This is a genomic window from Rhodococcus baikonurensis, assembly GCF_040489275.1.
In the GTDB taxonomy this organism is placed as follows: Bacteria; Actinomycetota; Actinomycetes; order Mycobacteriales; family Mycobacteriaceae; genus Rhodococcus_F; species Rhodococcus_F baikonurensis.
In genome coordinates this window covers 185,636-207,285 of sequence record NZ_JBEUOQ010000002.1, presented here as the reverse complement: position 1 = coordinate 207,285, position 21,650 = coordinate 185,636, and the positions used below count along the sequence as shown (strand labels likewise).

At 62.5% G+C, this 21,650-nt stretch carries 25 protein-coding genes; 15 read left to right on the top strand and 10 right to left on the bottom strand.

The window, feature by feature from the left end; translation table 11 throughout:
* Positions 1 to 2: 2 nt before the first annotated feature.
* Genes ABWI03_RS05170 through ABWI03_RS05155 form a run of 4 tightly spaced genes read left to right on the top strand, consistent with a single transcriptional unit; the run spans position 3 to position 2,370 of the window.
* Complete coding sequence (locus tag ABWI03_RS05170; RefSeq protein WP_296552520.1) at positions 3 to 377, top strand: DUF742 domain-containing protein; 375 nt, start codon at positions 3 to 5, stop codon at positions 375 to 377.
* Positions 358 to 945: a GTP-binding protein gene (locus ABWI03_RS05165; RefSeq protein WP_003940118.1), complete on the top strand. Its 588-nt coding sequence runs from the start codon at positions 358 to 360 to the stop codon at positions 943 to 945. The genes ABWI03_RS05170 and ABWI03_RS05165 overlap by 20 nt, the downstream gene beginning before the upstream one ends.
* A gap of 40 nt (positions 946 to 985) precedes the next feature.
* Positions 986 to 1,780, top strand: coding sequence for an MHYT domain-containing protein (locus tag ABWI03_RS05160; protein WP_095971225.1), 795 nt, complete (start codon positions 986 to 988; stop codon positions 1,778 to 1,780).
* 53 nt (positions 1,781 to 1,833) lie between these two features.
* Complete coding sequence (locus ABWI03_RS05155) at positions 1,834 to 2,370, top strand: P-loop nucleotide/nucleoside kinase family protein (protein ID WP_298777357.1); 537 nt, start codon at positions 1,834 to 1,836, stop codon at positions 2,368 to 2,370.
* Positions 2,371 to 2,382: 12 nt separating this feature from the next.
* Here the strand turns inward: ABWI03_RS05155 and ABWI03_RS05150 are convergent, their stop codons facing one another.
* The gene (locus ABWI03_RS05150) at positions 2,383 to 2,841 is read right to left on the bottom strand and encodes a GNAT family N-acetyltransferase (RefSeq protein WP_296552510.1); all 459 of its coding nucleotides are present in this window, start codon (positions 2,839 to 2,841) and stop codon (positions 2,383 to 2,385) included.
* Positions 2,842 to 2,898: 57 nt separating this feature from the next.
* Positions 2,899 to 3,483, bottom strand: coding sequence for a helix-turn-helix domain-containing protein (locus tag ABWI03_RS05145; RefSeq protein ID WP_351648479.1), 585 nt, complete (start codon positions 3,481 to 3,483; stop codon positions 2,899 to 2,901).
* A gap of 71 nt (positions 3,484 to 3,554) precedes the next feature.
* Here ABWI03_RS05145 and ABWI03_RS05140 point away from each other — a divergent pair, with 71 nt between their 5' ends.
* The gene (locus ABWI03_RS05140; protein WP_387409907.1) at positions 3,555 to 4,583 is read left to right on the top strand and encodes an NAD(P)/FAD-dependent oxidoreductase; all 1,029 of its coding nucleotides are present in this window, start codon (positions 3,555 to 3,557) and stop codon (positions 4,581 to 4,583) included.
* A 9-nt stretch (positions 4,584 to 4,592) separates the two neighbouring features.
* On the opposite strand, the gene ABWI03_RS05135 is transcribed toward ABWI03_RS05140, so the two are convergent.
* Genes ABWI03_RS05135 through ctaD form a run of 3 tightly spaced genes read right to left on the bottom strand, consistent with a single transcriptional unit; the run spans position 4,593 to position 7,341 of the window.
* Complete coding sequence (locus tag ABWI03_RS05135) at positions 4,593 to 5,012, bottom strand: DUF5313 family protein (protein WP_042451127.1); 420 nt, start codon at positions 5,010 to 5,012, stop codon at positions 4,593 to 4,595.
* 55 nt (positions 5,013 to 5,067) lie between these two features.
* Entirely contained in the window at positions 5,068 to 5,541 is a 474-nt protein-coding gene (locus ABWI03_RS05130) for a MarR family winged helix-turn-helix transcriptional regulator (protein ID WP_019744857.1), read from the bottom strand.
* Between the two features lie 45 nt (positions 5,542 to 5,586).
* Positions 5,587 to 7,341 carry an aa3-type cytochrome oxidase subunit I gene (gene ctaD, locus ABWI03_RS05125; protein ID WP_095971300.1) on the bottom strand — a complete coding sequence of 585 codons (1,755 nt, stop codon included), beginning with the start codon at positions 7,339 to 7,341 and terminating at the stop codon, positions 5,587 to 5,589.
* A gap of 202 nt (positions 7,342 to 7,543) precedes the next feature.
* Here ctaD and ABWI03_RS05120 point away from each other — a divergent pair, with 202 nt between their 5' ends.
* Positions 7,544 to 8,695 carry an NADH:flavin oxidoreductase gene (locus ABWI03_RS05120; protein ID WP_296552502.1) on the top strand — a complete coding sequence of 384 codons (1,152 nt, stop codon included), beginning with the start codon at positions 7,544 to 7,546 and terminating at the stop codon, positions 8,693 to 8,695.
* A gap of 64 nt (positions 8,696 to 8,759) precedes the next feature.
* On the opposite strand, the gene ABWI03_RS05115 is transcribed toward ABWI03_RS05120, so the two are convergent.
* Positions 8,760 to 9,608, bottom strand: coding sequence for an aldo/keto reductase (locus ABWI03_RS05115; RefSeq protein WP_095971230.1), 849 nt, complete (start codon positions 9,606 to 9,608; stop codon positions 8,760 to 8,762).
* A gap of 130 nt (positions 9,609 to 9,738) precedes the next feature.
* Here ABWI03_RS05115 and ABWI03_RS05110 point away from each other — a divergent pair, with 130 nt between their 5' ends.
* From ABWI03_RS05110 to ABWI03_RS05100, 3 genes are all read left to right on the top strand, one after another.
* Positions 9,739 to 10,335, top strand: a complete 597-nt coding sequence (locus ABWI03_RS05110; RefSeq protein WP_200316363.1) for a class I SAM-dependent methyltransferase — start codon at positions 9,739 to 9,741, stop codon at positions 10,333 to 10,335.
* A 55-nt stretch (positions 10,336 to 10,390) separates the two neighbouring features.
* Positions 10,391 to 12,022 carry an ABC-F family ATP-binding cassette domain-containing protein gene (locus ABWI03_RS05105; protein ID WP_298777355.1) on the top strand — a complete coding sequence of 544 codons (1,632 nt, stop codon included), beginning with the start codon at positions 10,391 to 10,393 and terminating at the stop codon, positions 12,020 to 12,022.
* A 144-nt stretch (positions 12,023 to 12,166) separates the two neighbouring features.
* Positions 12,167 to 13,006, top strand: a complete 840-nt coding sequence (locus tag ABWI03_RS05100; protein WP_298777354.1) for an aldo/keto reductase — start codon at positions 12,167 to 12,169, stop codon at positions 13,004 to 13,006.
* 12 nt (positions 13,007 to 13,018) lie between these two features.
* On the opposite strand, the gene ABWI03_RS05095 is transcribed toward ABWI03_RS05100, so the two are convergent.
* The 3 genes from ABWI03_RS05095 to ABWI03_RS05085 all read right to left on the bottom strand — a co-directional run bounded on the left by ABWI03_RS05095 (position 13,019) and on the right by ABWI03_RS05085 (position 14,503).
* Positions 13,019 to 13,594, bottom strand: coding sequence for a TetR/AcrR family transcriptional regulator (locus ABWI03_RS05095; protein WP_298777353.1), 576 nt, complete (start codon positions 13,592 to 13,594; stop codon positions 13,019 to 13,021).
* Positions 13,595 to 14,008 carry a VOC family protein gene (locus ABWI03_RS05090; RefSeq protein WP_166809378.1) on the bottom strand — a complete coding sequence of 138 codons (414 nt, stop codon included), beginning with the start codon at positions 14,006 to 14,008 and terminating at the stop codon, positions 13,595 to 13,597.
* A 75-nt stretch (positions 14,009 to 14,083) separates the two neighbouring features.
* Positions 14,084 to 14,503 (bottom strand): hypothetical protein, encoded by a 420-nt coding sequence (locus tag ABWI03_RS05085; RefSeq protein WP_298777352.1) that lies wholly within the window; start codon positions 14,501 to 14,503, stop codon positions 14,084 to 14,086.
* A 106-nt stretch (positions 14,504 to 14,609) separates the two neighbouring features.
* Here ABWI03_RS05085 and ABWI03_RS05080 point away from each other — a divergent pair, with 106 nt between their 5' ends.
* From ABWI03_RS05080 to ABWI03_RS05055, 6 genes are all read left to right on the top strand, one after another.
* A complete protein-coding gene (locus ABWI03_RS05080; protein ID WP_124567536.1) occupies positions 14,610 to 14,933 on the top strand; it encodes a helix-turn-helix transcriptional regulator in 324 nt (107 codons plus the stop codon).
* Positions 14,926 to 15,471 carry a hypothetical protein gene (locus ABWI03_RS05075; RefSeq protein WP_166809376.1) on the top strand — a complete coding sequence of 182 codons (546 nt, stop codon included), beginning with the start codon at positions 14,926 to 14,928 and terminating at the stop codon, positions 15,469 to 15,471. Before ABWI03_RS05080 ends, ABWI03_RS05075 begins: the two co-directional genes overlap by 8 nt.
* 43 nt (positions 15,472 to 15,514) lie before the next feature.
* Positions 15,515 to 16,411 carry an ABC transporter ATP-binding protein gene (locus ABWI03_RS05070; RefSeq protein WP_298777351.1) on the top strand — a complete coding sequence of 299 codons (897 nt, stop codon included), beginning with the start codon at positions 15,515 to 15,517 and terminating at the stop codon, positions 16,409 to 16,411.
* Positions 16,408 to 17,601 (top strand): ABC transporter permease, encoded by a 1,194-nt coding sequence (locus ABWI03_RS05065; RefSeq protein WP_095971239.1) that lies wholly within the window; start codon positions 16,408 to 16,410, stop codon positions 17,599 to 17,601. Before ABWI03_RS05070 ends, ABWI03_RS05065 begins: the two co-directional genes overlap by 4 nt.
* Before the next feature lie 93 nt (positions 17,602 to 17,694).
* On the top strand, positions 17,695 to 19,182 hold the full coding sequence (locus tag ABWI03_RS05060) for an acetyl-coenzyme A carboxylase carboxyl transferase subunits beta/alpha (RefSeq protein ID WP_298777350.1): 1,488 nt from the start codon (positions 17,695 to 17,697) through the stop codon (positions 19,180 to 19,182).
* Positions 19,179 to 20,219, top strand: a complete 1,041-nt coding sequence (locus ABWI03_RS05055) for a hypothetical protein (protein WP_298777349.1) — start codon at positions 19,179 to 19,181, stop codon at positions 20,217 to 20,219. Before ABWI03_RS05060 ends, ABWI03_RS05055 begins: the two co-directional genes overlap by 4 nt.
* 5 nt (positions 20,220 to 20,224) lie before the next feature.
* Here the strand turns inward: ABWI03_RS05055 and ABWI03_RS05050 are convergent, their stop codons facing one another.
* Positions 20,225 to 21,496, bottom strand: coding sequence for an MFS transporter (locus ABWI03_RS05050; RefSeq protein ID WP_298777348.1), 1,272 nt, complete (start codon positions 21,494 to 21,496; stop codon positions 20,225 to 20,227).
* Positions 21,497 to 21,650 lie beyond the last annotated feature (154 nt).

The following is a 21,650-nucleotide window of genomic DNA, read 5'->3' as shown; positions in this document are numbered from 1 at the left end:
CGATGCCTCACCATCAATCCGAGTACGACGACGCCGAACCGAGCTTGGTCCGGCCGTACGCGCTCACCGAAGGTCGGACCCTGCCGTCCATCGACCTCCCGCTCGAAGCGATCATCGCGACGATCGAAGACGTGGTCTCGAACAATCTTGCACCGCAAGATATTAGTGCATCGATCGTCGCACTCTGCGAGCAGCGGATCTCGGTTGCCGAGATCGCCGCCCACCTGGGTGTTCCGATCGGAGTCGTGCGGGTACTGGTCGCCGACCTCGTAGTAGCCGGATCACTGGAAATACATGCCACTCTGCGAAGCGACGCATCTCGAGTCGAGCGACGCGAACTGATCGAAAGGACCCTCAGTGGACTTCGGGCACTCTGACTCATCGTCTCGCGTGAAATCGACGAAAATCGTGATCGCCGGGGGTTTCGGTGTTGGCAAGACAACGCTTGTGGGGACCGTCTCCGAAATCGTCCCCCTTCGCACGGAGGCAATGGTCACCGACGCCAGCGACGGTATCGACAATCTCGGTTCCACTCCCGACAAGAGCACCACGACGGTCGCGATGGACTTCGGGCGCATCACTCTCGCCGACGACCTGGTTCTCTATCTGTTCGGAACCCCGGGACAGCGCCGCTTCTGGTTCATGTGGGACGACCTGATCACCGGTGCGATCGGTGCGGTCATTCTGGTCGACACGCGTCGCTTGGAAGACAGCTTCGCCGCAGTCGACTTCTTCGAGGCGCGAGGCCTCCCGTTCATCGTGGCGGTCAACCGTTTCGACGGCGCACCCATCCATTCGGCGAGCGATCTCCGCCAGGCGTTGGCTCTACCCAACCGCGTTCCCATGATCGAGATCGACGCCCGAAACCGCGAATCGGCCAAACGCGCGCTGATCGCCGTCACCGAATACTCCCTCGAACGACTTGCAGCTGAAGCAGTCGTCTAGATGAATCACCAGATGCGAATCGTCACCGAAAGGAACTGGCATGTCGGATGAAATGCACCATTTCTCGATGGGAATCTGGCTGCTCGGGCTCGCCTACGTCGTGTCCGTGGTCGGGTCGGTAGTCGGCCTGGCGTGCACCAGGCATTCAGCGTCGGCGACGACGACCGCCACACGCATGCGCTGGCTCGCCATGGCCGCCCTGTCGATCGGTGGCGTCGCCATCTGGCTGATGCATTTCATCGCCATGCTCGGCTTCGCAGTCCCCGGCAGTCCCATTCGATACAACCTCGGATGGACCGTGATCTCGGCGATCATCTCGGTAGGGGCCGTGTTTGTCGGCCTGCTGATCATCGGGACCGAATTCCGCTGGACTCGACTTCTGATCGGCGGCCTGGTGACCGGTCTCGCCGTGAACATCATGCACTACACCGGTATGCGCGCCTTACGCTTTCAGGGTGAGATCCACTACGACCTGCTCTTCGTCGCACTGTCGGTTCTCATCGCAGTCGTCGCCGGAACGGCCGCACTGTGGTTCACCATGGTGCTCGAGTCCACGATTCTTCGTTTTGTCGCCGGAATCATCATGGGTATCGCCGTCGTCGGAATGCATTACACCGGAATGGCCGCGGTCGAGGTCGTTCACGACGCAGCAGCCCCGGCGCCGCAGGGACTCGAAGTGTTCTCCTTCCTCTTCCCCGTCTTCGTTCTCGGCTTGTTGGCGTTGGCGGTTCCGATCGTTGCAGTGCTGACAGCGCCCAACCGTGCGACGGCACGAATGGAGTCCGCCGCCGACGACCTGGCGTTCGAAGCACGCGAGTTCGCGATCTCGAACTGAGCGAAGTACGAGGCGAGTCAGTGTGAATCGACGACGCCCCGTACATTTCGAGGATGGTGGATGCCGGACACAACCCCCAGCCGTCGGCCCGCGCGACACTGGTCGTGATCGGAGGTTTGCCGGCCACCGGCAAGTCGACGATCGCGCGAGCGCTTGCCCAGCATCACCGAATCCCTTTCGTGCGGATCGATACCATCGAACAGGCACTGACCCACAGCGGTATCGCTGACGCATCCGGGACCGCTGGATACATCACCGCCTATGCGCTCGCCGCCGAACAATTGCGGCTGGGACTCTCGGTCGTGGTCGAGTGTGTCAACCCGATCGAGGTGACGCGAAGCGCCTGGTCCGCTACCGCACAACACAATTCGGCGTACTTGCTCAATGTCGAAGTAGTCTGTTCGGATCCCGACGAGCATCGCAGACGCGCTGAACAGCGAGTCGTCGACATCCCGGATCTTGTACTACCGACGGGGCAGGAAATTCTGGATCGGGACTACGAGCCGTGGACCACGGAACGGCTGGTGCTCGACACCGCAATCATGGACTCCGACAGCGCAGTACGACGCATCACCGCCACGATGCCGTAGCGTGCGAGCTGCTCACAGGGCGAGAACGAAGAATGCACTGTTCGGATCTTCGCGGTAGTTCCCGAACGGTGGACAGGGCACGAACCCGAATCTCACGTACAACCGGCGAGCTGGATCGAAGAAGTCCTGTGTGCCGGTCTCCAATTCGAGTTGACGGTAACCTCGTTGTCTCGACTCGTCCACGACGTGTTGAAGAAGTCGCGTACCTACTCCACGCCCGCGAGCTGCCGATGAAGTCCGCATCGACTTGATCTCGCCGCCGGTCGACGACCGTTCCTTGAGTGCTACGCAACCGAGTAGCTCGTCACCGTCGCTCCACAGCGTCCACATGGTCACAGAGCTATCCGTCAGCCCCGTGACGTCCAGCGCGTGAACGCTGTCCACAGGGGAGGTCGCATGCATGTCCGCGAGGTGCTCGGCCAGGAGAGCCCGGACCGCGTCCCGGCTCAGGTCGTCAGTTTCGATTCGCACAGATCCCTCACTGTCCACGTCGCCTCCGGCAGCATCGCATGAAAGTATGACTTTCCGTCACTTCGCCGAAGGCTTGGCCCGAACGTGAATGCGTTCTCCTTGTGGGCCGAACAGACTCAGCACTTCGACCGGGCCTTTGCCGTCACTGCCGAACCAATGCGGATTTCGGGTGTCGAATTCAGCAGCTTCACCCGTTCCCATGATGATGTCGTGATCGGCCAACACCAATCTCAGCTTCCCCGACAACACGTACAGCCATTCATAGCCGTCATGCACCTGCGGATTCGGCTCGGTCTGGTTTGCCGGGATGGTCATCTTGAATGCCTGCAGCCCACCCGGTTGCCGAGTCAGCGGCAAGACCGTTCGCCCACTGACGCTTCGAGGCGCACTCTGGATACGCGGATCGGCGACCTGTGGCGCCGCCACCAACTGGTCCAACGGCACTTGGTGGGCGAGCGCGATCGGGAGCAGCAACTCCAAACTCGGGCGACGCTCCCCCGCTTCGAGCCTCGACAGGGTGCTCTTCGAGATACCGGTCTCGGACAGCGCCGTGAGCGTGACATTGCGCTGTGTACGAATGCGTTTGAGGCGCGCGCCTATCTGCGAGATGGCGGCATCGATGTGCGGGCCGTTGACATTCATGGTCCGAGTCTGACGACGATTCCCAGAAATGGCAACAATAGTTGCTGAGCTGTCTCGTTCGCGGGCAACCTGTGCTCATGCGAACACACACTGAAACACAGGTCCTCGACACCGTGATCGTCGGTGGTGGAGCCGCCGGACTCAGCGCAGCCCTGGTGTTGGGGCGCGCTCGGCGCAGCGTCGCCGTCATCGATTCCGGCACTCCCCGCAACGCACCCGCGGCACACATGCACGGCTTCCTCTCGCGCGACGGCATGGCGCCGGGCGAGTTACTCACCGTCGGACGCAGCGAATTACAGACGTACGGAGTGGAATTCACACAGGATGACGTTGTCGACATCTCGTGGCGCGGTATCGAACCCGGCTTTGTCGTCGCGCTTTCAGGCGGCACGACGCTCACCGCTCGCACCGTGCTGGTTGCCACCGGCCTACGGGATTCACTTCCGGAAATACCAGGCATCCAAGAACTTTGGGGACAGAGCGTGCTCCATTGCCCCTACTGCCATGCGTACGAGATCAGCGATCAACCGATCGGCGTTCTCGGCGGCGACGTTCGCGAAATGTCACTTCACCAGGCGCTTCTGCTCCGGCAGTGGTCGTCGGATGTGACGTTCTTCCCTCATCACATCTCGCTCACACCGGAAGAACGCAGGCGACTTGCGGCGCGCGGTGTCGAGGTGGTCGACGGGCAGGTCACCGCAGTGACCTCCGAGCACGGCGAACTGAAGGCAATCGAGTTGGACAACGGTCAATTGGTTCCTCGTTCAGCGCTGTTCGTCGCACCTCGCCTCGTCCCGAACGACGGGGCCTTGTCACAACTCGGTTGCCACGTGGGCACAAACGGATTCGTGACTGTCGATCCTTCCGGCGCCACCAGCGTTCCTGGCATTTGGGGCGCCGGCAATGTCGTCGACCCTCGCGCTCAGGTGATAGGCGCTGCCGCTGCCGGTTCGACAGCGGCAATCGCGATCAACGAATACCTGGTCGAGCAAGACGTCGAATCGGCCCTGCTTACGACCGCGCCAGAGGTTGATTTCTCGGCCACCGTGGAGCAACGCGTCTGCGAGATGAACGGCGGCAGCGCCCTCCACGGCTTCTGAGAGAAGAGTCTACGTCGCGGGGCCGCCGTGCAACTTCTCGTAGGCGGCCTTCTCGGCGTCGTGGCGCGAGATCTTCTTCGGGTTCTCGAGGTCGGAAGGCAAACCGTGACGCTCGAGGCGACGCGACCTGTTCTGAGCCATGTAGGAAACCGAATAGAACAGTGCCAGGAGCACTCCGAGCAGCACCATCGATGCCCGCAGAGCCCACGGCCCCGGAAAGAGCATGAAGGCAGCGAAGACTGGAATGAACGGCACCATGCTTCGGATCAGGTGACGCGGCACAGCCCAATCACCGATCAGGTCGTTTCGCACCCAGTCCTGCATGGAGTCGGGCAGCTTACGGCCCACTGAATAGCCCAACCACTGAAGGGGATTCGGGCTCGTACGTTGCTTTTTGGAAGTCACGGAAGTCACCTGTTCGGTACGCATCGACGGTACTGACGCAGTCATCACGTTTCTTTCGGATGCAGTCATCAAATTTCTCTCATTGGTCCAAGGCTCCGGCGCGGAGCGCGGCCTCGTTGACCCGCGTCAGAACGTTGTGGAGTTCTTCGAGCTCGGCGAGGCTCACGCCCAACTTCGCGACAACCGCCGGCGGGATCTTCTCCGCCTCGTCGCGCAGCGCCACACCCGCTTCGGTGAGGTCGACGTCGAGTTGACGCTCGTCGGCGCGGCTACGGGTTCGCGTGATCAACCCGGACGCCTCGAGTCGTTTGAGGAGCGGCGACAAAGTCGGCGAATCGAGCTGAAGCGCCTGCCCGATTTCCTTGACCGCCATCGGCGACTTTCCCCACAGTGCCAGCATCACCAGATACTGGGGATGCGTGAGGCCCATCGGCTCGAGCAGGGGCCGGTAGACGGAGAGCACTGCCCGGTTCGCGACCGCAAGTGCAAAGCACACCTGCCGGTCGAGAGCCAGCGGATCGTCCATCTGCGTCTGCGGAGCCTTCGTCGTCATGAATCCGATGTTATCAGATTAATTAGTGCAGTAACTATTATTGCACTAATCAATCTGGCGATGATCGTCACTCTTCTCCAACGTCGACGTGGGTTGCCCGGTCAGACCCACGTGCGCTTCCGCCCTCATTCGCTCGACCATGTGCGGGTAGTGCAGCTCGAACGCCGGACGCTCGCTACGGATGCGCGGCAACTCGGTGAAGTTGTGACGCGGCGGCGGGCAGGTGGTCGCCCACTCGAGCGAGTTTCCGTAACCCCACGGATCGTCGACGGTGACCACTTCGCCGTAGCGGTAACTCTTGAAGACGTTCCACAGGAAGGGCAGCGTCGAGGCACCGAGCACGAAGGCGAAAATGGTCGAGACCGAGTTGAGCACGGTGAACCCGTCCGAGGGCAGGTAGTCGGCGTACCGACGCGGCATGCCCTCACCGCCGAGCCAGTGCTGAACGAGGAACGTGCCGTGGAAACCGACGAACGTGGTCCAGAAGTGCCACTTGCCCAACCGTTCGTCGAGCAGACGTCCCGTCATCTTCGGGAACCAGAAGTAGATACCGGCATACGTGGCGAACACGACCGTACCGAAGACCACGTAGTGGAAGTGGGCCACGACAAAATACGTGTCGGTGACGTGGAAGTCGAGCGGCGGGCTCGCGAGGATGACACCCGACAGACCACCGAAGAGGAAGGTGATCAAAAAGCCCACCGAGAACAGCATCGGCGACTCGAAAGTCAACTGCCCCTTCCACATCGTTCCGATCCAGTTGAAGATCTTCACGCCTGTCGGCACGGCGATCAGGAACGTCATGAACGAGAAATACGGCAGGAGAACAGCACCCGTCGCATACATGTGGTGAGCCCACACAGCGATCGAGAGAGCGGCAATCGCGAGTGTCGCATAGACCAATCCCGTGTAACCGAAGATCGGCTTACGGCTGAAGACCGGGAAGATCTCCGAGACGATGCCGAAGAACGGCAGCGCGATGATGTACACCTCGGGATGACCGAAGAACCAGAACAGGTGCTGCCACAACAGAACTCCGCCCGACGCCGGATCGAAGATGTGACCACCGAGGTGACGGTCGACGAACAGCCCCATGAACGCGGCGGTCAGGAGCGGGAACGCCATCAAGATCAAGATGCTGGTGATGAAGATGTTCCAGGTGAAGATCGACATGCGGAACATGGTCATGCCGGGTGCGCGCAGGCAGATCACGGTGGTGATCATGTTGACCGCACCGAGAATCGTGCCGAGCCCACCGACCGTCAGACCGAAGACCCACAGGTCGGCCCCGACGCCGGGGCTGTGAACCGCGCCGGAGAGCGGGGTGTACGCCGTCCAACCGAAGTCGGCAGCGCCGCCCGGCGTGAGGAAGCCGCCGAGAACGATGAGGCCACCAAAAGTGAAGAGCCAGAACCCGAATGAGTTCAGCCGAGGAAAGGCGACGTCGGGTGCTCCGATCTGCAACGGAAGCATGTAGTTCGCGAAGCCGAAGACGACGGGGGTCGCGTACAGCAGCAGCATGATCGTGCCGTGCATGGTGAACAGCTGGTTGAACTGCTCATTGGAGAGGAACTGCATTCCGGGGACAGCCAGTTCGGCGCGCATGAACAGCGCCATCAGGCCGCCGATCAGGAAGAACGCGAACGCAGTGATCAGGTACATGATCCCGATCTTCTTGTGATCGGTGGTCTTGATCATCTCGAGCATCCACGACCCCTTGGGATCACGACGCTTCGGGTACGGCCGCTCCGGAATCGGCTCCAAGTCTCCGGTCCGCTCGTCCGGCACCGTTGTTGTCATGCTCGCGCGTCCTCTTTCGTGCTCGATACCGCCCTCAAGAACTTTCCGCACGACCATATCGCATGTTAATAGTTAATGCACAAACTAAGTTTCGACGACCGACGCACCGATGAAAACCGAACGTACGCAACCTTTTGCACATTTCAGCGAGATGAACTCATGCAGCGGAATAGGTCGAGAGCCGGCCGCGTTGAACAAACCCGTGACTCTTCCCGACACATCGACAGCACCCGAGGCCTCCGCGTTGCGCGGCCTCTTCGAGCCTTTCGAGGTCAAATCACTCTCGTTGCGTAACCGTTTCGCCATGGCCCCGATGACGCGCGCCTTCTCGCCGGACGGAATCCCCGGCGCCGACGTGGCCGAGTACTACCGTCGTCGCGCAGCAGGTGGTGTCGGCTTGATCATCACCGAAGGCACGTACATCCCGGACCCGGCGGCCGGCCCGCACACCCGCGTACCGCGCATCTACGGCGATTCGAGCCTGGGCGGCTGGAAGTCGGTAGTCGACGCCGTCCACGCCGAGGGCGGATCGATCATTCCCCAGCTGTGGCACCTCGGAGTCGAGCGCGGCGAGAATTCGCGCCTGAACCCAGAGGTCGAAACCGTCAGCCCTTCCGGCCTGGCGCTGGACGGCACCCGTCTGGGTCGAGAATTCACCACCTCGGATCTCGACGACTTGAAGCAGTCGTGGGTCGACGCGGCACTCAACGCGAAGAACACCGGTTTCGACGGTCTCGAGTTGCATGGGGCGCATGGCTACCTGCTCGACGAGTTCCTCTGGGCAGGAACCAATGTCCGCACCGATGGATACGGCGGATCACTCGAAGCCCGCACCCGTTTCCCGGCCGAGGTCGTCGCCGCGATCCGGGAGGCAGTCGGAAACGAGTTCGCGATCGTCTACCGCTTCTCGCAGTGGAAGTCCGGCCACTACGACGCTCGTATCGCCCAGAACCCGGCAGAACTCGGCCGCATCCTCACTCCCCTGGTCGACGCCGGTGTCGACGTTCTGCATCCGTCGACGAGGCGTCACTGGGAACCGGCGTTCGCTGAACTCGACGGTGAAGACGGCAAGCTCGGCCTCGCGGGCTGGACGAAGAAGCTGACCGGGTTGCCGACCATCACCGTCGGCTCGGTCGGACTCGACTCGGTGTTCACGACGGCATTCACCGGCGACGCTGCATCGGCTGTCACGGGGCTGGAGCGTCTCGAAGCTCAGTACGAGAACGGTGAATTCGACATGGTTGCCATCGGGCGCGCGCTGCTCGCCGATCCCGAGTGGGTCGAGAAGCTCCGCACCGGACGCGCGGACGAACACATCGCATTCACTGCAGAACATCGCACGCACCTGAACTGACCTCGCACGACAAAACGGCACTCCCGCGATCGCGGGAGTGCCGTTTGTGGGTCTACCGGAAGTTCTAGCTGCCGAGCGTGACCGGATCGGGGCCGATGCGGCCGGCCGGGTCGTCGAGAGCACCGATCGCGTTGATCTGTTCCGGCGTCAGTTCGAAGCCGAAGACATCGAAGTTGGCGGCGATACGTTCGGGGGTCACCGACTTCGGGATCACCACGTTGCCGATCTGCAGGTGCCAGCGAATGATCACCTGAGCCGCGGTGACGCCATGAGCGTCGGCGACAGCGGTGATGACGGGGTCACCGAGAACGGTTCCCTGGCCGAGCGGGCTCCATGCTTCCGTCGCGATTCCCTTGCCGGTGTGGAAGGCGCGCAGTTCGGCCTGGTTGAACTTGGGGTGAAGCTCGATCTGGTTGAGGACCGGTACCTCACCGGTTTCACCGATGACACGCTCGAGGTTCTCGATGGTGAAGTTGGAGACGCCGATGGATCGAACCCGTCCGTCGGCCTTGAGCTTCTGGAATGCCTTGAAGGTCTCGACGTACAGGTCCTTGGACGGTACCGGCCAGTGGATCAGGTACAGATCGAGGTAGTCGAGACCCAACTTGTCGAGGCTGGCGTCGAATGCGGCAAGCGTCGAGTCGTAGCCCTGATCGTCGTTCCACAACTTCGTCGTGATGTAGAGGTCTTCGCGTGCGATGCCGGATTCGGCGATCGCGCGGCCGACGCCCACCTCGTTGCCGTAGATCTTGGCGGTGTCGATGCTGCGGTAGCCGGTCTTCAGGGCGGTGGAGACGGCTTCCTGCGTCTCGTCGTCCGGAACCTGGAACACACCGAATCCGAGTGCGGGGATCGTCTTACCGTCGTTCAGAACAATTGTCGGTACATCGGTCACATCATTGGTCTCGGTCATAAGTGAATCCAACGCCCGAGAGCAGGGAGGCATTCCCCGCCGAACCTCCGCGCGGTGCCCTTGTACCGCCCGAAATGCCGGTCTACCTTGGAAGACAAGTATTGGAATCGCCTCGAGAAAAGAGAGAGCGATGAATCTCGGATATCGTCTCGCCTACAAGGTCGGCGTCACTCCGTGGGAGCACACCGGCCACGGCTTCGACGCTCAACTGTCCGGCCTTCTGGACGCGATCCCCGTCCCGGAAGGTGGCCGTGCACTCGACATCGGCTGCGGCACCGGACGCCATTCCATCGAGCTGGCGCAACGCGGTTGGCACGTCACCGGCGTCGACGCCGAGCAGGAACCCCTGGACAAAGCGCGCATACATGCACGCGAAGCACACGTCGACGTCCGGTTCCTCCACGAGGACGCGGCAGACCTGCACATAGCCGTCGACGGTGGGCACATGCTGGTACTCGACATCGGCTGCTTTCACGGGCTCACCGACCACCAACGACGGGACTACGGGAGGTCGGTCAACGCGATCACCGCACCGGGAGCGTCCCTGGTGATGTTCGCGTTCGGGCCAGGTCACCGCTGGCCGATGCCACATGGTGTCTCCGAGGAGGACGTCACGCGAGCATTCGACGGTTGGTCGATGGCCTCGAGTACGGCCGCCGATGTGAGTGAATCGCCACTTCCGGTCCGTGCGGCACATCCGTGCTGGTATCACCTGGTCCGCGGCTGACTGCTGTGCGCAGCACCGATTAACACTGGCGCACAGCGCCGGGGATACTTCTCAGGTGACTGCAACACTGCGCATCAGCGGCCTCTCTGCCTCCCGGGGAGAACGCACCCTGTTCTCCGACCTCGATCTCACCGTCGCGCCTGGCGACGTCATCGGCCTCGTCGGCGCGAACGGCGCCGGCAAGTCGACGCTTCTCACCGCACTGGCCGGAATCGGCACTGCTGATGTCGAGGGTTCGATCATTCTCAGTCCGCCGGATGCTGCGGTCGGTTACCTCGCGCAGGAACCCGACCGCATCGAGGGTGAGACCGTCCTCGAGTTCCTCGGCCGCCGCACCGGCGTCGCGCACGCCGAGGAAGTCATGAACGCGGCGGCCGAAACCCTGGCCGAAGCGGAAGAGGATCTGTACTCCCCGGCACTGGAACGCTGGCTCGCTCTCGGCGGCGCCGATCTGTTCGAGCGCGCTGAGAAGGTGGTCGAAGAACTCGGGCTCGGAGTTCCGCTCGATGCGCACATGACGGCGTTGTCCGGCGGTCAGGCCGCGCGCGCCGGCCTCGCGTCACTGTTGCTCTCGCGCTACGACATTCTCCTGTTGGACGAGCCCACCAACGATCTCGACCTGCGCGGTCTCGAGCAGTTGGAGCGATTTGTCGCCGAGACCCGAGCGGCGCTGGTTGTCGTGAGCCATGATCGCGAATTCCTCTCGCGCACCGTCACCGGAATCGTGGAACTCGACCTGGCGCAGCAGGACATCGCCGTTTACGACGGCGGCTACGAGTCGTACCTCGCCGAACGCGAGATCGCCCGCCAGCACGCACGCGAGGCGTTCGAGGAATACGCAGGCACCCGCTCCGATCTCGAGGATCGCGCGCAGATGCAGCGCAACTGGATGGAACACGGCGTCCGCAACGCGCGTCGTAAGGCCAAGGACAACGACAAGATCGGACGCGGATTGCGGACCGAGTCGACGGAGAAGCAAGCCGCGAAAGCCCGCCAGACTCAACGCCGAATCGAGCGCCTCGAAGTCGTCGAGGAACCGCGCAAGGAGTGGGAACTTCGCATGGAGATCGCGGCGGCGCCGCGATCCGGATCCGTTGTCGCGACCACGAACGGCGCCAAGGTAACTCGCGGTCAGTTCACGTTCGGTCCGGTCACGACGCAGATCGACTGGGGTGATCGGATCCTCGTCACGGGCGCGAACGGAGCAGGCAAGACCACCCTCCTGAACGTCCTACTCGGCAAACTCGTCCCCGACGAGGGCATCGCGTCGCTGGGTTCCGGTGTCGCGATCGGTGAGATCGACCAGGCGCGCGGATTGTTCGAAGGCGATCAGCCAGTCGTCGAGGCCTTCGGTGCACAGGTTCCGGACTGGCCCGATGCCGATGTCCGCACTCTGCTCGCCAAGTTCGGCCTGCGCGGACACCACGTACTCCGATCTGCCGCTTCCCTGTCCCCCGGCGAAAGAACAAGGACTGCACTTGCTTTACTGCAAGCTCGCGGCGTGAACCTACTGGTACTGGACGAGCCGACGAACCATCTCGACCTTCCGGCGATCGAACAGCTCGAGCAGGCGATGGAATCCTTCGAGGGAACCCTCCTCCTGGTCACTCACGATCGACGCATGCTGCAGTCCACCAGAAGCACGCGCCGGTGGCGAATGGAGAACGGACAGCTCTTCGAGGAGTAGCCAATCGACTGCGCTTGCGCAGACAACCCGCGTGTGCAACTATTTATCCGGCGCACGCAATAGTTGCATGCGCGGCATAGGTGGACCACGGGCGACACGATCGCCCCTAGAACCGCCACACCCAGTCCTGAAAGGCACTCTTCAATGTTGTCGATCCCCGACCGCGCACTGACCCACGGAACCACCGGCGAGCCGATCACCATCCCGCAACTCGGGTACGGCGTTTTCCAGGTACCGGACGCACAGACCGAAGAGGTCACTTCCACCGCTCTCGAGATCGGCTACCGCCACATCGACACGGCCGCAATCTACGGAAACGAAGCCGGTGTCGGCCGCGCCATCGCAAGTTCGGGAGTTCCGAGGTCAGAGCTTTTTGTCACCACCAAGTTGTGGAATGACGATCAGGGCCACGACCGAGCACTCGCCGCGTTCGACACGAGCCTCGACAAGCTCGGCCTCGACTTCGTCGACCTCTATCTGATCCACTGGCCGGCACCGGCAAAGGGCCTGTTCGTGGAGACGTGGGCAGCTTTCGAGGAGATCCTCGCCTCAGGCCGCACCCGTGCGATCGGTGTGTCGAACTTCCTCCCCGAGCACCTCGAACTGCTGGCCGAGCACAGCTCGATCATCCCGGCCGTCAACCAGATCGAATTGCACCCCCGCCTGCAACAGCACGCATCACGGGAGTACGCACAGAGCCGCGGCATCGAAATCGAGGCATGGAGCCCATTAGGACAGGGAACGATCCTCGACGACCCGACCATCGGGAAAATCGCTGCAGCACACGGCAAGAGTCCCGCGCAGATCATTCTGCACTGGCACCTCGAACAGGGACACACCGTTCTGTCGAAGTCGGTCACCCCTGCCCGCATGCGCGAGAACGCCGCGATCTTCGACTTCACACTCGATGCTGACGAGTCAGCTGCCATCGCAGCGCTGAACACCGACAGCCGTGTCGGACCCGATCCAGTCGAATTGAACTGAATCGAAACGGCTTCAAGAATTTTCGTGGGGAGTCAACGTCAGCAGCACGGAATCGACGGACTGCTCGGCCAGGAGCGCGTCCAACGGTAAGTGACGGAACAACGCTCGGTAATAGATCGGCGACGCCAGGGCATCCAGGACGAAGTCCAGGTCGAAGTCGCTCCGAATGTCGCCGCGCAGCCGCGCCGATTCCAGCACTGCCGCAGTGGAATCGCGTCGTGGCTGAAAGAATGCCGACTGGAAATCCCGCGCCAATTCCGGGTCCGCCGCCAGATCCGCAACCAACGCGGGCAGGATCCGCCCAACTACCGTTTCGCTCAGCCCCACAACCAATGTCGTGATGCCGGCGACCAGGTCTGCCCTGAGATCGCCGGTGTCCGGCGTTGGATCAGTACCGATATGCCCCACGACGACGTCGACCACCAGATGCCGCTTCGACGGCCATCTCCGGTAGATGGCGGGTCGATGTACGCCCGCTTTCGTCGCCACCGAACCGATCGAGAGCTCCGCATACCCGTTCTCCCCCAACAGTTCCAGGGTCGCGGACAGTACGGCGTCGTCGATCCGTTCGTCGCGGGCGCGCACCATCTACAGCACCGGCCGGGGCATGAGCACCAGACGCCAGCCGTCAGGATCTTCGAAGGTCATTCCCGCATTCTCCTCCCAGTACGGATTCTCGGCCTCGACGGGTTCGTGCCCCGCCGCACCCAGCCGATGCACCACCTCGTACATCGCCGACTCGCCGGTGAAGTAGAGCACCAACAAATTGTCCTGCGTCGGAGCCGGGCACGGGCTTCCGTCTTCGTGGGTCGTGAATTCGAGGTGATAGTTCGCATCCGGCAAACCCAGCATGATTCCGTCGTAGCCGGCATGTCCGGAGAACCGGTAGAGCTCCGGCAATCCCACGCAGTCGCGATAGAACGCAATCACGTCGTCGAGCCGGTCGGTGGGTCGCGCTACTCGCACTTGGACTACTTCGAGGTCGTTCGGCCACGTTGTCATATCTAAACGGTACAGTACGTACCGTAACAAATCGAGGACAAGTCGGACCGCCCTCCGCGGCCGACCTCGCCAGGACTACAAGCGATCGTTCTCCGGAAATGCGGCCTTGGGCATGAACTTCGGCCGGGCGAACAGCACCGACAGTTTGGTGGGCTGCGACTCCACCGGGCGATCGGACCGGTACAGCAACGCCTGCTGCGGGGTACTCACCCATTCGGCGGCGAAGATCTCACCGATACGGCCCACCTTCACGTGCGATCCATCCTCGAGCCGAACGGTGACGTCGGCCGTGGTGTCGGACTGGCCGTACACGACCCACCACGATTCTCCTTCCACATCCCCCGGAGTGTGCTGACCGATACCGATGACGGCACCCTTGTCCATCGGATCGCGCCAGATCGCTTCGAGCCCTTGTGATCCCACGCTGTAGTTGCCGTCCTCGCACACCTGCACGACCAGGCGAGACTTCTCGAGCATCAACTGTTCGACCACCATGTCAAGCCCCTTCCGTTGCCCGAACCTTATCCGTCGGCACGGCCCAGCAGCAGAACAATCTCGGTTCCAATTGACAAACTGTTGGGTTTTTACAACACTTTGATGTATGAGCCCAGTCCGGCGGGGAGACGCGCTCCCCATCTTCAACCGCATCGGAGTGCTTCGCGCCGAGCGGAAGATGAGCCGGGCCCAGCTCGCGCAACTCGTCGACGTCAATCCGCAGACTGTGGGGGCACTCGAACGCGGTGACCACTACCCCAGCCTGGATCTTGCATTCCGAATCTGCTGGGTGTTCGACCTCCCGGTGGAGGCGGTGTTCTCTCGGACGGAGTTCGGGCCGCTGTCGACGGAGGTCTACCGGAATGCACAGTCGACGGAGATCAACCGGAGTCACCGCACTACCGAGGGGAGTGAAAAGCCCAGTGCCTGAATCGAATCTGATCGACCGCTACCAGGCCCACCGCACTCGGCGGTTCCTGCAGAACGAGGAGACGTTCCGACATTGGCTCCCGAATTGGCGAACCCGTCGACGTCGGCGCGTGCTCGTCGTCGCCCTCGGAGTCCTGTTCACCACGATGGTTGTCGTCGGGATCGCGTGCCTGTTCAACCCACTGTTCGCGGTGGCATGGCCGATCATCACGGTGTTGTTCCTGCCGACGTGGTCCTCACTTCAAATCGTGTCGGGTCGGCAGGGGGATGCGCCGCGGCACGCTCTGGACGAGTGGGAGATCCAGCAACGCAACGACGCCCGCTCCGTCGGGTTGAGCGTGACCCAAACGTTGGTCTTCATTGTCGCCATTTTCCTCATTTTCACCTCGTCGGTGCAGTGGAATGTAGAGAGACTGCCTTACACAGGAGGTTTATTGGCACTGACTGCAATGCTGATCGGCGCGTGCACGCCCGCGATGATTCTCGCGTGGACCAATCCAGACCCGGATCCGATTGATTCCGAAGAGTTCGACCTCTGACCCGTATTACCGAAGCGCACCACTCGACCGATGGGAAGGACCCATGTCAGCCACCCTCACGATCGACGGCATCTCGAAACGCTACGGCGACGTCGTTGCACTCGACAACCTGAGTTTCGAAGTGCGCCCAGGCGAGATCTTCGGATTCGTCGGCAGCAACGGCGCCGGCAAGACGACCACGATGCGCATTGCGCTGGGTGTACTCGGAGCAGATTCGGGGGAAGTTCGTCTCGGCGGCAAACCCGTCGACCTCGACGTGCGTCGCACTATCGGATACATGCCGGAGGAACGCGGCCTCTACCCCAAGATGAAGGTGGGAGCGCAACTTTCCTATCTGGCCGAGCTACATGGGCTCTCGAAGGCCGACGCGCACGCGGCCACGGAGCGGTGGACCGAACGTCTGGGCATCGCCGAACGCGTCAAGGACACCGTCGATTCACTCTCCCTCGGTAATCAGCAACGTGTGCAGCTTGCGGCCGCGCTTGTTCACGATCCAGCGGTACTCGTTCTGGACGAACCGTTTTCGGGCTTGGACCCTGTAGCGGTCGACGTCATGAGTGACGTGTTGGTCGAGAAGGCTCGCACCGGCGTTCCGGTGATCTTCTCCAGCCATCAGCTGGATCTGGTGGAGCGCCTGTGTGATCGCGTCGGCATCATCAGTCGCGGCAGCATGCGAGAGATCGGAACTGTCGACGAACTACGAGGCAAGGGGGACGGCCGAATCGAGGTCTTCGCTCCTGACGCACCGGTCGGCTGGGCACACCATCTGATCGGTGTCACCACGCTGAGTCACCTCGACGGTCGAACGCTCCTGAGCGTCGACGGCACAGCCGACGATCAGCAGATCCTGCACGCCGCCTTGAAAACCGGACCGGTGCACGAGTTCACGCTTCGACGTCCGTCACTGACCGACATGTTCCGAGAGGTAGTAGCCGCATGAGCAACCAGTTGAGCGGAGGTCGAGCCATCGGGTTGGTCGCCCGACGCGAATTCATGACGCAGATCTCGAAGAAGAGTTTTGTGATCAGCAACGTCATCATTCTGGTCGCGATCATCGGCGGCATCATCGCCTTCTCACTCTTCTCCGGCGGCGACGAGGACAAGTCGAAGATCGGCCTGGTCGGCAACCAGTCGCTCAGTGCCACGATGGTGTCCATCGGCGACACACTCGGAAATCCGGTGACGGTGACGGAGGTTTCCGACGACGGAACCGCGCGTGATCAGGTCAAGGACGGCGACCTCGACGTGGCCGTGATTGCCGGATCGGGCGGCGGCGTCACTGTCGTGACCAAGAAGGAAGTAGCCACGAATCTGAGGGCCGTCATCGAGAGTTCCGTTGCACAGCAGGCACAATCGAATGCGCTGGCCGCCGCGGGAATCGATCCGGCTCAGCTCGCCGAAGCCACGTCCACGGCAGTGGTCACCATCGATGCCATCGATCCGCCGGATCCCGAACAGGGCCAACGCATTGCGATGTCGATCGCGGCTGTGGTGCTCCTGTACATGCAGATCCTGCTGTTCGGAACGTACGTGGCGATGGGCGTCGTCGAGGAGAAGTCCAGCCGTGTCGTCGAGTTGCTGCTCTCCACGCTTCGTCCGCTGCAGTTGTTGTGGGGCAAGGTTCTCGGAATCGGTGCTGTCGGGCTGATGCAGATGGCCGCTTACGCTGTCGCGGGCGTCGCCACCGGATTGGCGACGGGCGTCCTGACCGTGACGGGCACGGCGATCGGCGTTCTGTTCGGCACTCTGGGGTGGTTCATTCTCGGCTTCCTCTTCTTCGCCGTGCTGTACGCCGCCGCCGGGTCCATGGTCTCGCGGCAGGAGGACGTCAATGCCACCGCGATGCCTCTCGCGCTGCTCGTCATGGCAATGGTCAGCGTGGCTTTCGTTTCGGTGAGCAATCCAGAAGGAACCCTGAGCAACGTGTTGAGTTGGATTCCGCCGTTCTCGGCAATCCTCATGCCCCTGCGCATCTCCGCCGGCGTTGCTTCTCCGTTCCAGATCGTGGGAACCATTCTGCTGATGCTGGTGGTGACTGCTGCGCTGTCGATGATCGCGGCAAAGATCTACCAGCGCTCCATCCTTCGTATCGGCAAGGTCGTTTCATGGAAAGAGGCGTTCGGACGCTGATTCTCCGGCGCACAACTGGCGCCGCGCGACCCCGGCGGCACCCCGTCCAGGTAGGTTCATCCTGGACGGGGTGCTGCTTACTTGGAGGACGTTGTGCGAATCTCGGCCGAAGAACTACTCACTGCGGTACTCGATCCCGAGAGCTTCGTCTCCTGGGACTCCCCGCCGGTCGACGTCGGGCCCGGCCCGAAATACGCGGAAGACCTGGCGAAGGCCCGCGAGAAGAGCGGAGTGGACGAGTCGGTCGTCACCGGTGTCGGTACCGTTCGGGGACGTCGGGTCGCGGTAATTGCCTGTGAATTCAGCTTTCTCGCCGGTTCCATCGGAGTCGCCGCGGCCGAGCGGATCGTGACCGCCGTCGAACGTGCTACGGCAGAACAACTCCCGCTGCTCGCCTCGCCCACCTCCGGCGGAACGCGGATGCAGGAGGGCACCGTCGCCTTCGTTCAGATGGTGAAGATCGCTGCGGCAGTGGCTGTTCACAAAGCGGCACACCTGCCCTACCTGGTTTACCTGCGCAATCCCACCACCGGCGGGGTCTTTGCCTCGTGGGGATCCCTCGGTCACATCACCGTCGCGGAACCCGGCGCTCTGGTGGGATTCCTCGGACCCCGTGTCTACGAATCGCTCTACGGCGAAAAGTTTCCCGACGGAATCCAGACGTCCGAAAACTTGTATCGCAACGGCGTTATCGACGGCGTCGTACCCGTCGACCGCCTCCGTCTGCTGGTCATTCGAGCGTTGTGCGTGCTCACCGATCCCCCGGCTCCGGCGGCCGCGGACCCGATTCCCTCACCCGAGATTCCCGATGTTCCCGCCTGGCAGTCGGTGATGCTCTCGCGCCGGGCCGATCGACCAGGCATTCGGCAGTTGCTCCGCCATGCCGCGACCGAACAGGTACCGCTCAGCGGCACCGGGCAGGGTGAAACCGACAAGACGATCTTGCTCTCACTCGCCCGCTTCCGAGGCTTTCCGTGCATCCTGCTCGGCCAGGACCGCAGTGGCCAATCCGCGCTCACCACGATGGGACCGGCCGCGCTTCGTGAAGCCAGACGGGGCATGAAACTTGCCGAAGAACTACAACTCCCGCTTGTCCTCGTGATCGACACTTTGGGCGCGTCGCTGTCCAAGGAAGCGGAGGAACGTGGACTGGCCCCTGAGATCGCCCGCTGCATCGCCGACCTCGTGACGCTGAAGACCCCGACAGTGTCGGTGTTGCTCGGCCAGGGAACAGGCGGCGGGGCTCTCGCGCTGCTGCCCGCCGATCGGGTACTCGCGGCACAGAACGGGTGGCTCGCTCCCCTGCCGCCGGAAGGCGCCAGCGCGATCGTCCATCGCGACATCAGTCACGCACCGGAGATGGCCGCCGCGCAGGGCATTCGTTCGCTGGATCTGCTTCGAGACGGCGTGATCGACGTGATCATTCCCGAAACGCCTGACGCGGCCGACGAACCCGTGGAATTCTCCAAGAGGGTAGGGGCTGCGATAGCGCACGAACTCTTCGTGCTCGCCGAAGAGTCGGACACCGATCGCCAGTCCTCCCGTATCGCGCGCTATCGAAACCTGGGAGTTCCGCAATGACGACGAAGGACCGGAATGCGCTGACTCTGCCGCACAGTTACGACCGCGCGGCACTGGCTCGTTTCGAATTGTTCCTGTTCGCCGGCGTCGCGACCGTGCTGATCACTCGCGCCTATCTGGCAGCAACGGGCTATCCCCAGATCGGGGGCGGCGCCCTCCACATCGCACACGTTTTGTGGGGCGGATTGCTGATGGCCGTCGCCATCGTCGCTACCGCCATCACCGAGGGCTCTCGCACGCGTGACCTGGCCACGCTGGTCGGCGGAATCGGGTTCGGTCTCTTCATCGACGAGGTCGGAAAATTCGTCACCGCCGACGTCGATTACTTCTACCAGCCTGCCATCGCGATCATGTACGTCGTCTTCGTTCTCTTCTATCTCGCCGCGCGCGAGGTGGTGATTCGGCGCGGAATGAATGATCGTCATCGGCTCGCCATCGGCGCGCGGGCGCTCTCGGACCTCGCTCTCGGTCAGCTCGACGAGATCCAGTACAACCACGCCCTCCGCGTACTCGACGGCGTCGAAGACCGCAGCCTCACCGACCTCGTCGATTCGATCAAGGCCGGCCTGCATTCCCAGACTCCGCCGGTCGGCGGTATCGAATCGAAAATCACTCGTGGCCGCAATGCCTTCTTCCACCGCGCCGAGGAACTGCTCCGACACCGTGTCGTCCGCCGACTGGTACTCACCCTGTTCGTACTGCAGGCTGTTCTGGCGATAGTCCAGGTGATCTACGCGTTGGTTTCCGAGAACGTCGTCGAGGCCGACGACGTCTCCGACCTCGTAGTCCAGATCTCCACCGTCGCAACCGGAATTCTTGTGGTTCTGGGAGTGTGGTTCCTCTTCCGCGGTCCGTACCTGCGAGCCCTGAGACTCCTGCGCGCATCTCTCATCGTGAGCCTTCTGGTGACGCAGGTGTATCTGTTCACGCAGGACCAGTTCGGCGCGCTGTTCGGATTCGCAGTGTCACTGTTCATGCTCGCGACTCTTCGCATCGCGATTCGAAGCGAAGAGGCAACAGCAGCTCTACCGCAGTGATTTCTCTACCGCAGCGAGATCGCAGGCCGACTCGGTAGATCGCGGACGCCGCGGAGCGGGCTCAAGAGCAAGACCAATCCGCACGGCGCAATCAGTCCGGCCATGATCCACATTGTCCCGCGCAGCCCCACGAGGTCACCGAGGAAGCCCGCCAGCAGCGCACCCAGCGGAATAGTGCTGTGCAACAGGAACATACTCGTCGCCACTACTCGACCGAGACGGTCCGGCGGACAGTAACTCTGACGGAAGCTGCCGAGCACTACATTGCAGGACACGACGCCGGCAATCATCACCATTCCTCCGGCACAGAACCAGAGCAGGCCGGCGCCGTACGTCGTCAGGGGCGCCAACAGGACGAACGGTCCCGTGACCAACTGACAGATGAGAACGCTTCGGGCAGTGCCGAATCGGCGCCCGAGCGGGCGCGCGATCATCGACCCGACAATTCCGCCCACCCCCGCAATCGCCAACAGAAGCCCTAGCCCGAACTCGCCCACACCAACCGTCTTCTCGAGGAACACGATCTGGATCGTGGTGTTCCCGGCAAGACCGAAATTGAGAAGAGTCCCGTAGACGACGATGGGCCGCAGATACGGATCGACTGCGACGAATCGCAGTCCGAGCGCTATCTGGCGCCGCAACGGCTCTCGGGCGTCGAGTCCGCGATCAACCGTTTCCTGCGCACGAATCAGGCAGAGGCACACGAAGCAGAAGACGAAGGTGAACGCATCGACCAGCAGACCGGCAGCGAGCCCGACCGTCGCTACCAACAGCCCGCCGAAACTGGGGCCGATCACCCGGGTTGCGGCCTCGGCGCCCTGGATCTTCGAGTTGCCTTCGACAAGATCCGCTTCGGCGAGCACCGTGGGGATATACGCGTGGTAGGCCGCCTGGAAGAAGACGGTGGCGGTACCGGTGAGCAGCGCAACCAGAAGCAGGTGGCCGTACGTCACCGCCCCCATGAGGCCCGCAATCGCGACGCTCGCGAAGAGCACCGCGCACGCAGCGTTCGCGATCATCATGATCGGACGGCGGCGCAGCCGGTCGATCCAGGCACCGGCAGGTAGTCCGACGATCAACCACGGCAACCAGACCGCCGAGGCCAGCACACCGATCTGGAAGTTACTCGCTTCCAACTCGCGAAGCGCGATCAACGGCAGCACGACGGTCGTCACACCGTTACCGATTCCGCTGACTGCGTCGCCGGTCCACAGAAGTCGGAAGTCACGCTGAGCGAGGACTCCCCAGAAGCCTGCGCGTTGCGCTGCACCTGTCACGTCGATCCCCCTTCCAATCCCTGGCCCATCCCACCCCACCCGCACACACCACTGACCGACGGGACAGGCCCGCCCGGCGCAAAGGGACGGTACCCGCACCGCCACTGAGGCGCACCACACTGACGGTGACCTAAGGTGTTTCAGGTCACCGGTA

What these genes read in the sequence shown, in the direction of transcription:
- ABWI03_RS05145 (WP_351648479.1), bottom strand. Translation starts at nt 3,483, where the DNA reads ATGAATGTCAACGGCCCGCACATCGATGCCGCCATCTCGCAGATAGGC.
- ABWI03_RS05055 (WP_298777349.1), top strand. Translation starts at nt 19,179, where the DNA reads ATGACGACGAAGGACCGGAATGCGCTGACTCTGCCGCACAGTTACGAC.
- ABWI03_RS05065 (WP_095971239.1), top strand. Translation starts at nt 16,408, where the DNA reads ATGAGCAACCAGTTGAGCGGAGGTCGAGCCATCGGGTTGGTCGCCCGA.
- ABWI03_RS05130 (WP_019744857.1), bottom strand. Translation starts at nt 5,541, where the DNA reads ATGACGACGAAGGCTCCGCAGACGCAGATGGACGATCCGCTGGCTCTC.
- ABWI03_RS05155 (WP_298777357.1), top strand. Translation starts at nt 1,834, where the DNA reads ATGGTGGATGCCGGACACAACCCCCAGCCGTCGGCCCGCGCGACACTG.
- ABWI03_RS05080 (WP_124567536.1), top strand. Translation starts at nt 14,610, where the DNA reads ATGAGCCCAGTCCGGCGGGGAGACGCGCTCCCCATCTTCAACCGCATC.
- ABWI03_RS05115 (WP_095971230.1), bottom strand. Translation starts at nt 9,608, where the DNA reads ATGACCGAGACCAATGATGTGACCGATGTACCGACAATTGTTCTGAAC.
- ABWI03_RS05085 (WP_298777352.1), bottom strand. Translation starts at nt 14,503, where the DNA reads ATGGTGGTCGAACAGTTGATGCTCGAGAAGTCTCGCCTGGTCGTGCAG.
- ABWI03_RS05070 (WP_298777351.1), top strand. Translation starts at nt 15,515, where the DNA reads ATGTCAGCCACCCTCACGATCGACGGCATCTCGAAACGCTACGGCGAC.
- ABWI03_RS05095 (WP_298777353.1), bottom strand. Translation starts at nt 13,594, where the DNA reads ATGGTGCGCGCCCGCGACGAACGGATCGACGACGCCGTACTGTCCGCG.
- ABWI03_RS05170 (WP_296552520.1), top strand. Translation starts at nt 3, where the DNA reads ATGCCTCACCATCAATCCGAGTACGACGACGCCGAACCGAGCTTGGTC.
- ABWI03_RS05135 (WP_042451127.1), bottom strand. Translation starts at nt 5,012, where the DNA reads ATGCGTACCGAACAGGTGACTTCCGTGACTTCCAAAAAGCAACGTACG.
- ABWI03_RS05110 (WP_200316363.1), top strand. Translation starts at nt 9,739, where the DNA reads ATGAATCTCGGATATCGTCTCGCCTACAAGGTCGGCGTCACTCCGTGG.
- ctaD (WP_095971300.1), bottom strand. Translation starts at nt 7,341, where the DNA reads ATGACAACAACGGTGCCGGACGAGCGGACCGGAGACTTGGAGCCGATT.
- ABWI03_RS05090 (WP_166809378.1), bottom strand. Translation starts at nt 14,008, where the DNA reads ATGACAACGTGGCCGAACGACCTCGAAGTAGTCCAAGTGCGAGTAGCG.
- ABWI03_RS05160 (WP_095971225.1), top strand. Translation starts at nt 986, where the DNA reads ATGTCGGATGAAATGCACCATTTCTCGATGGGAATCTGGCTGCTCGGG.
- ABWI03_RS05100 (WP_298777354.1), top strand. Translation starts at nt 12,167, where the DNA reads ATGTTGTCGATCCCCGACCGCGCACTGACCCACGGAACCACCGGCGAG.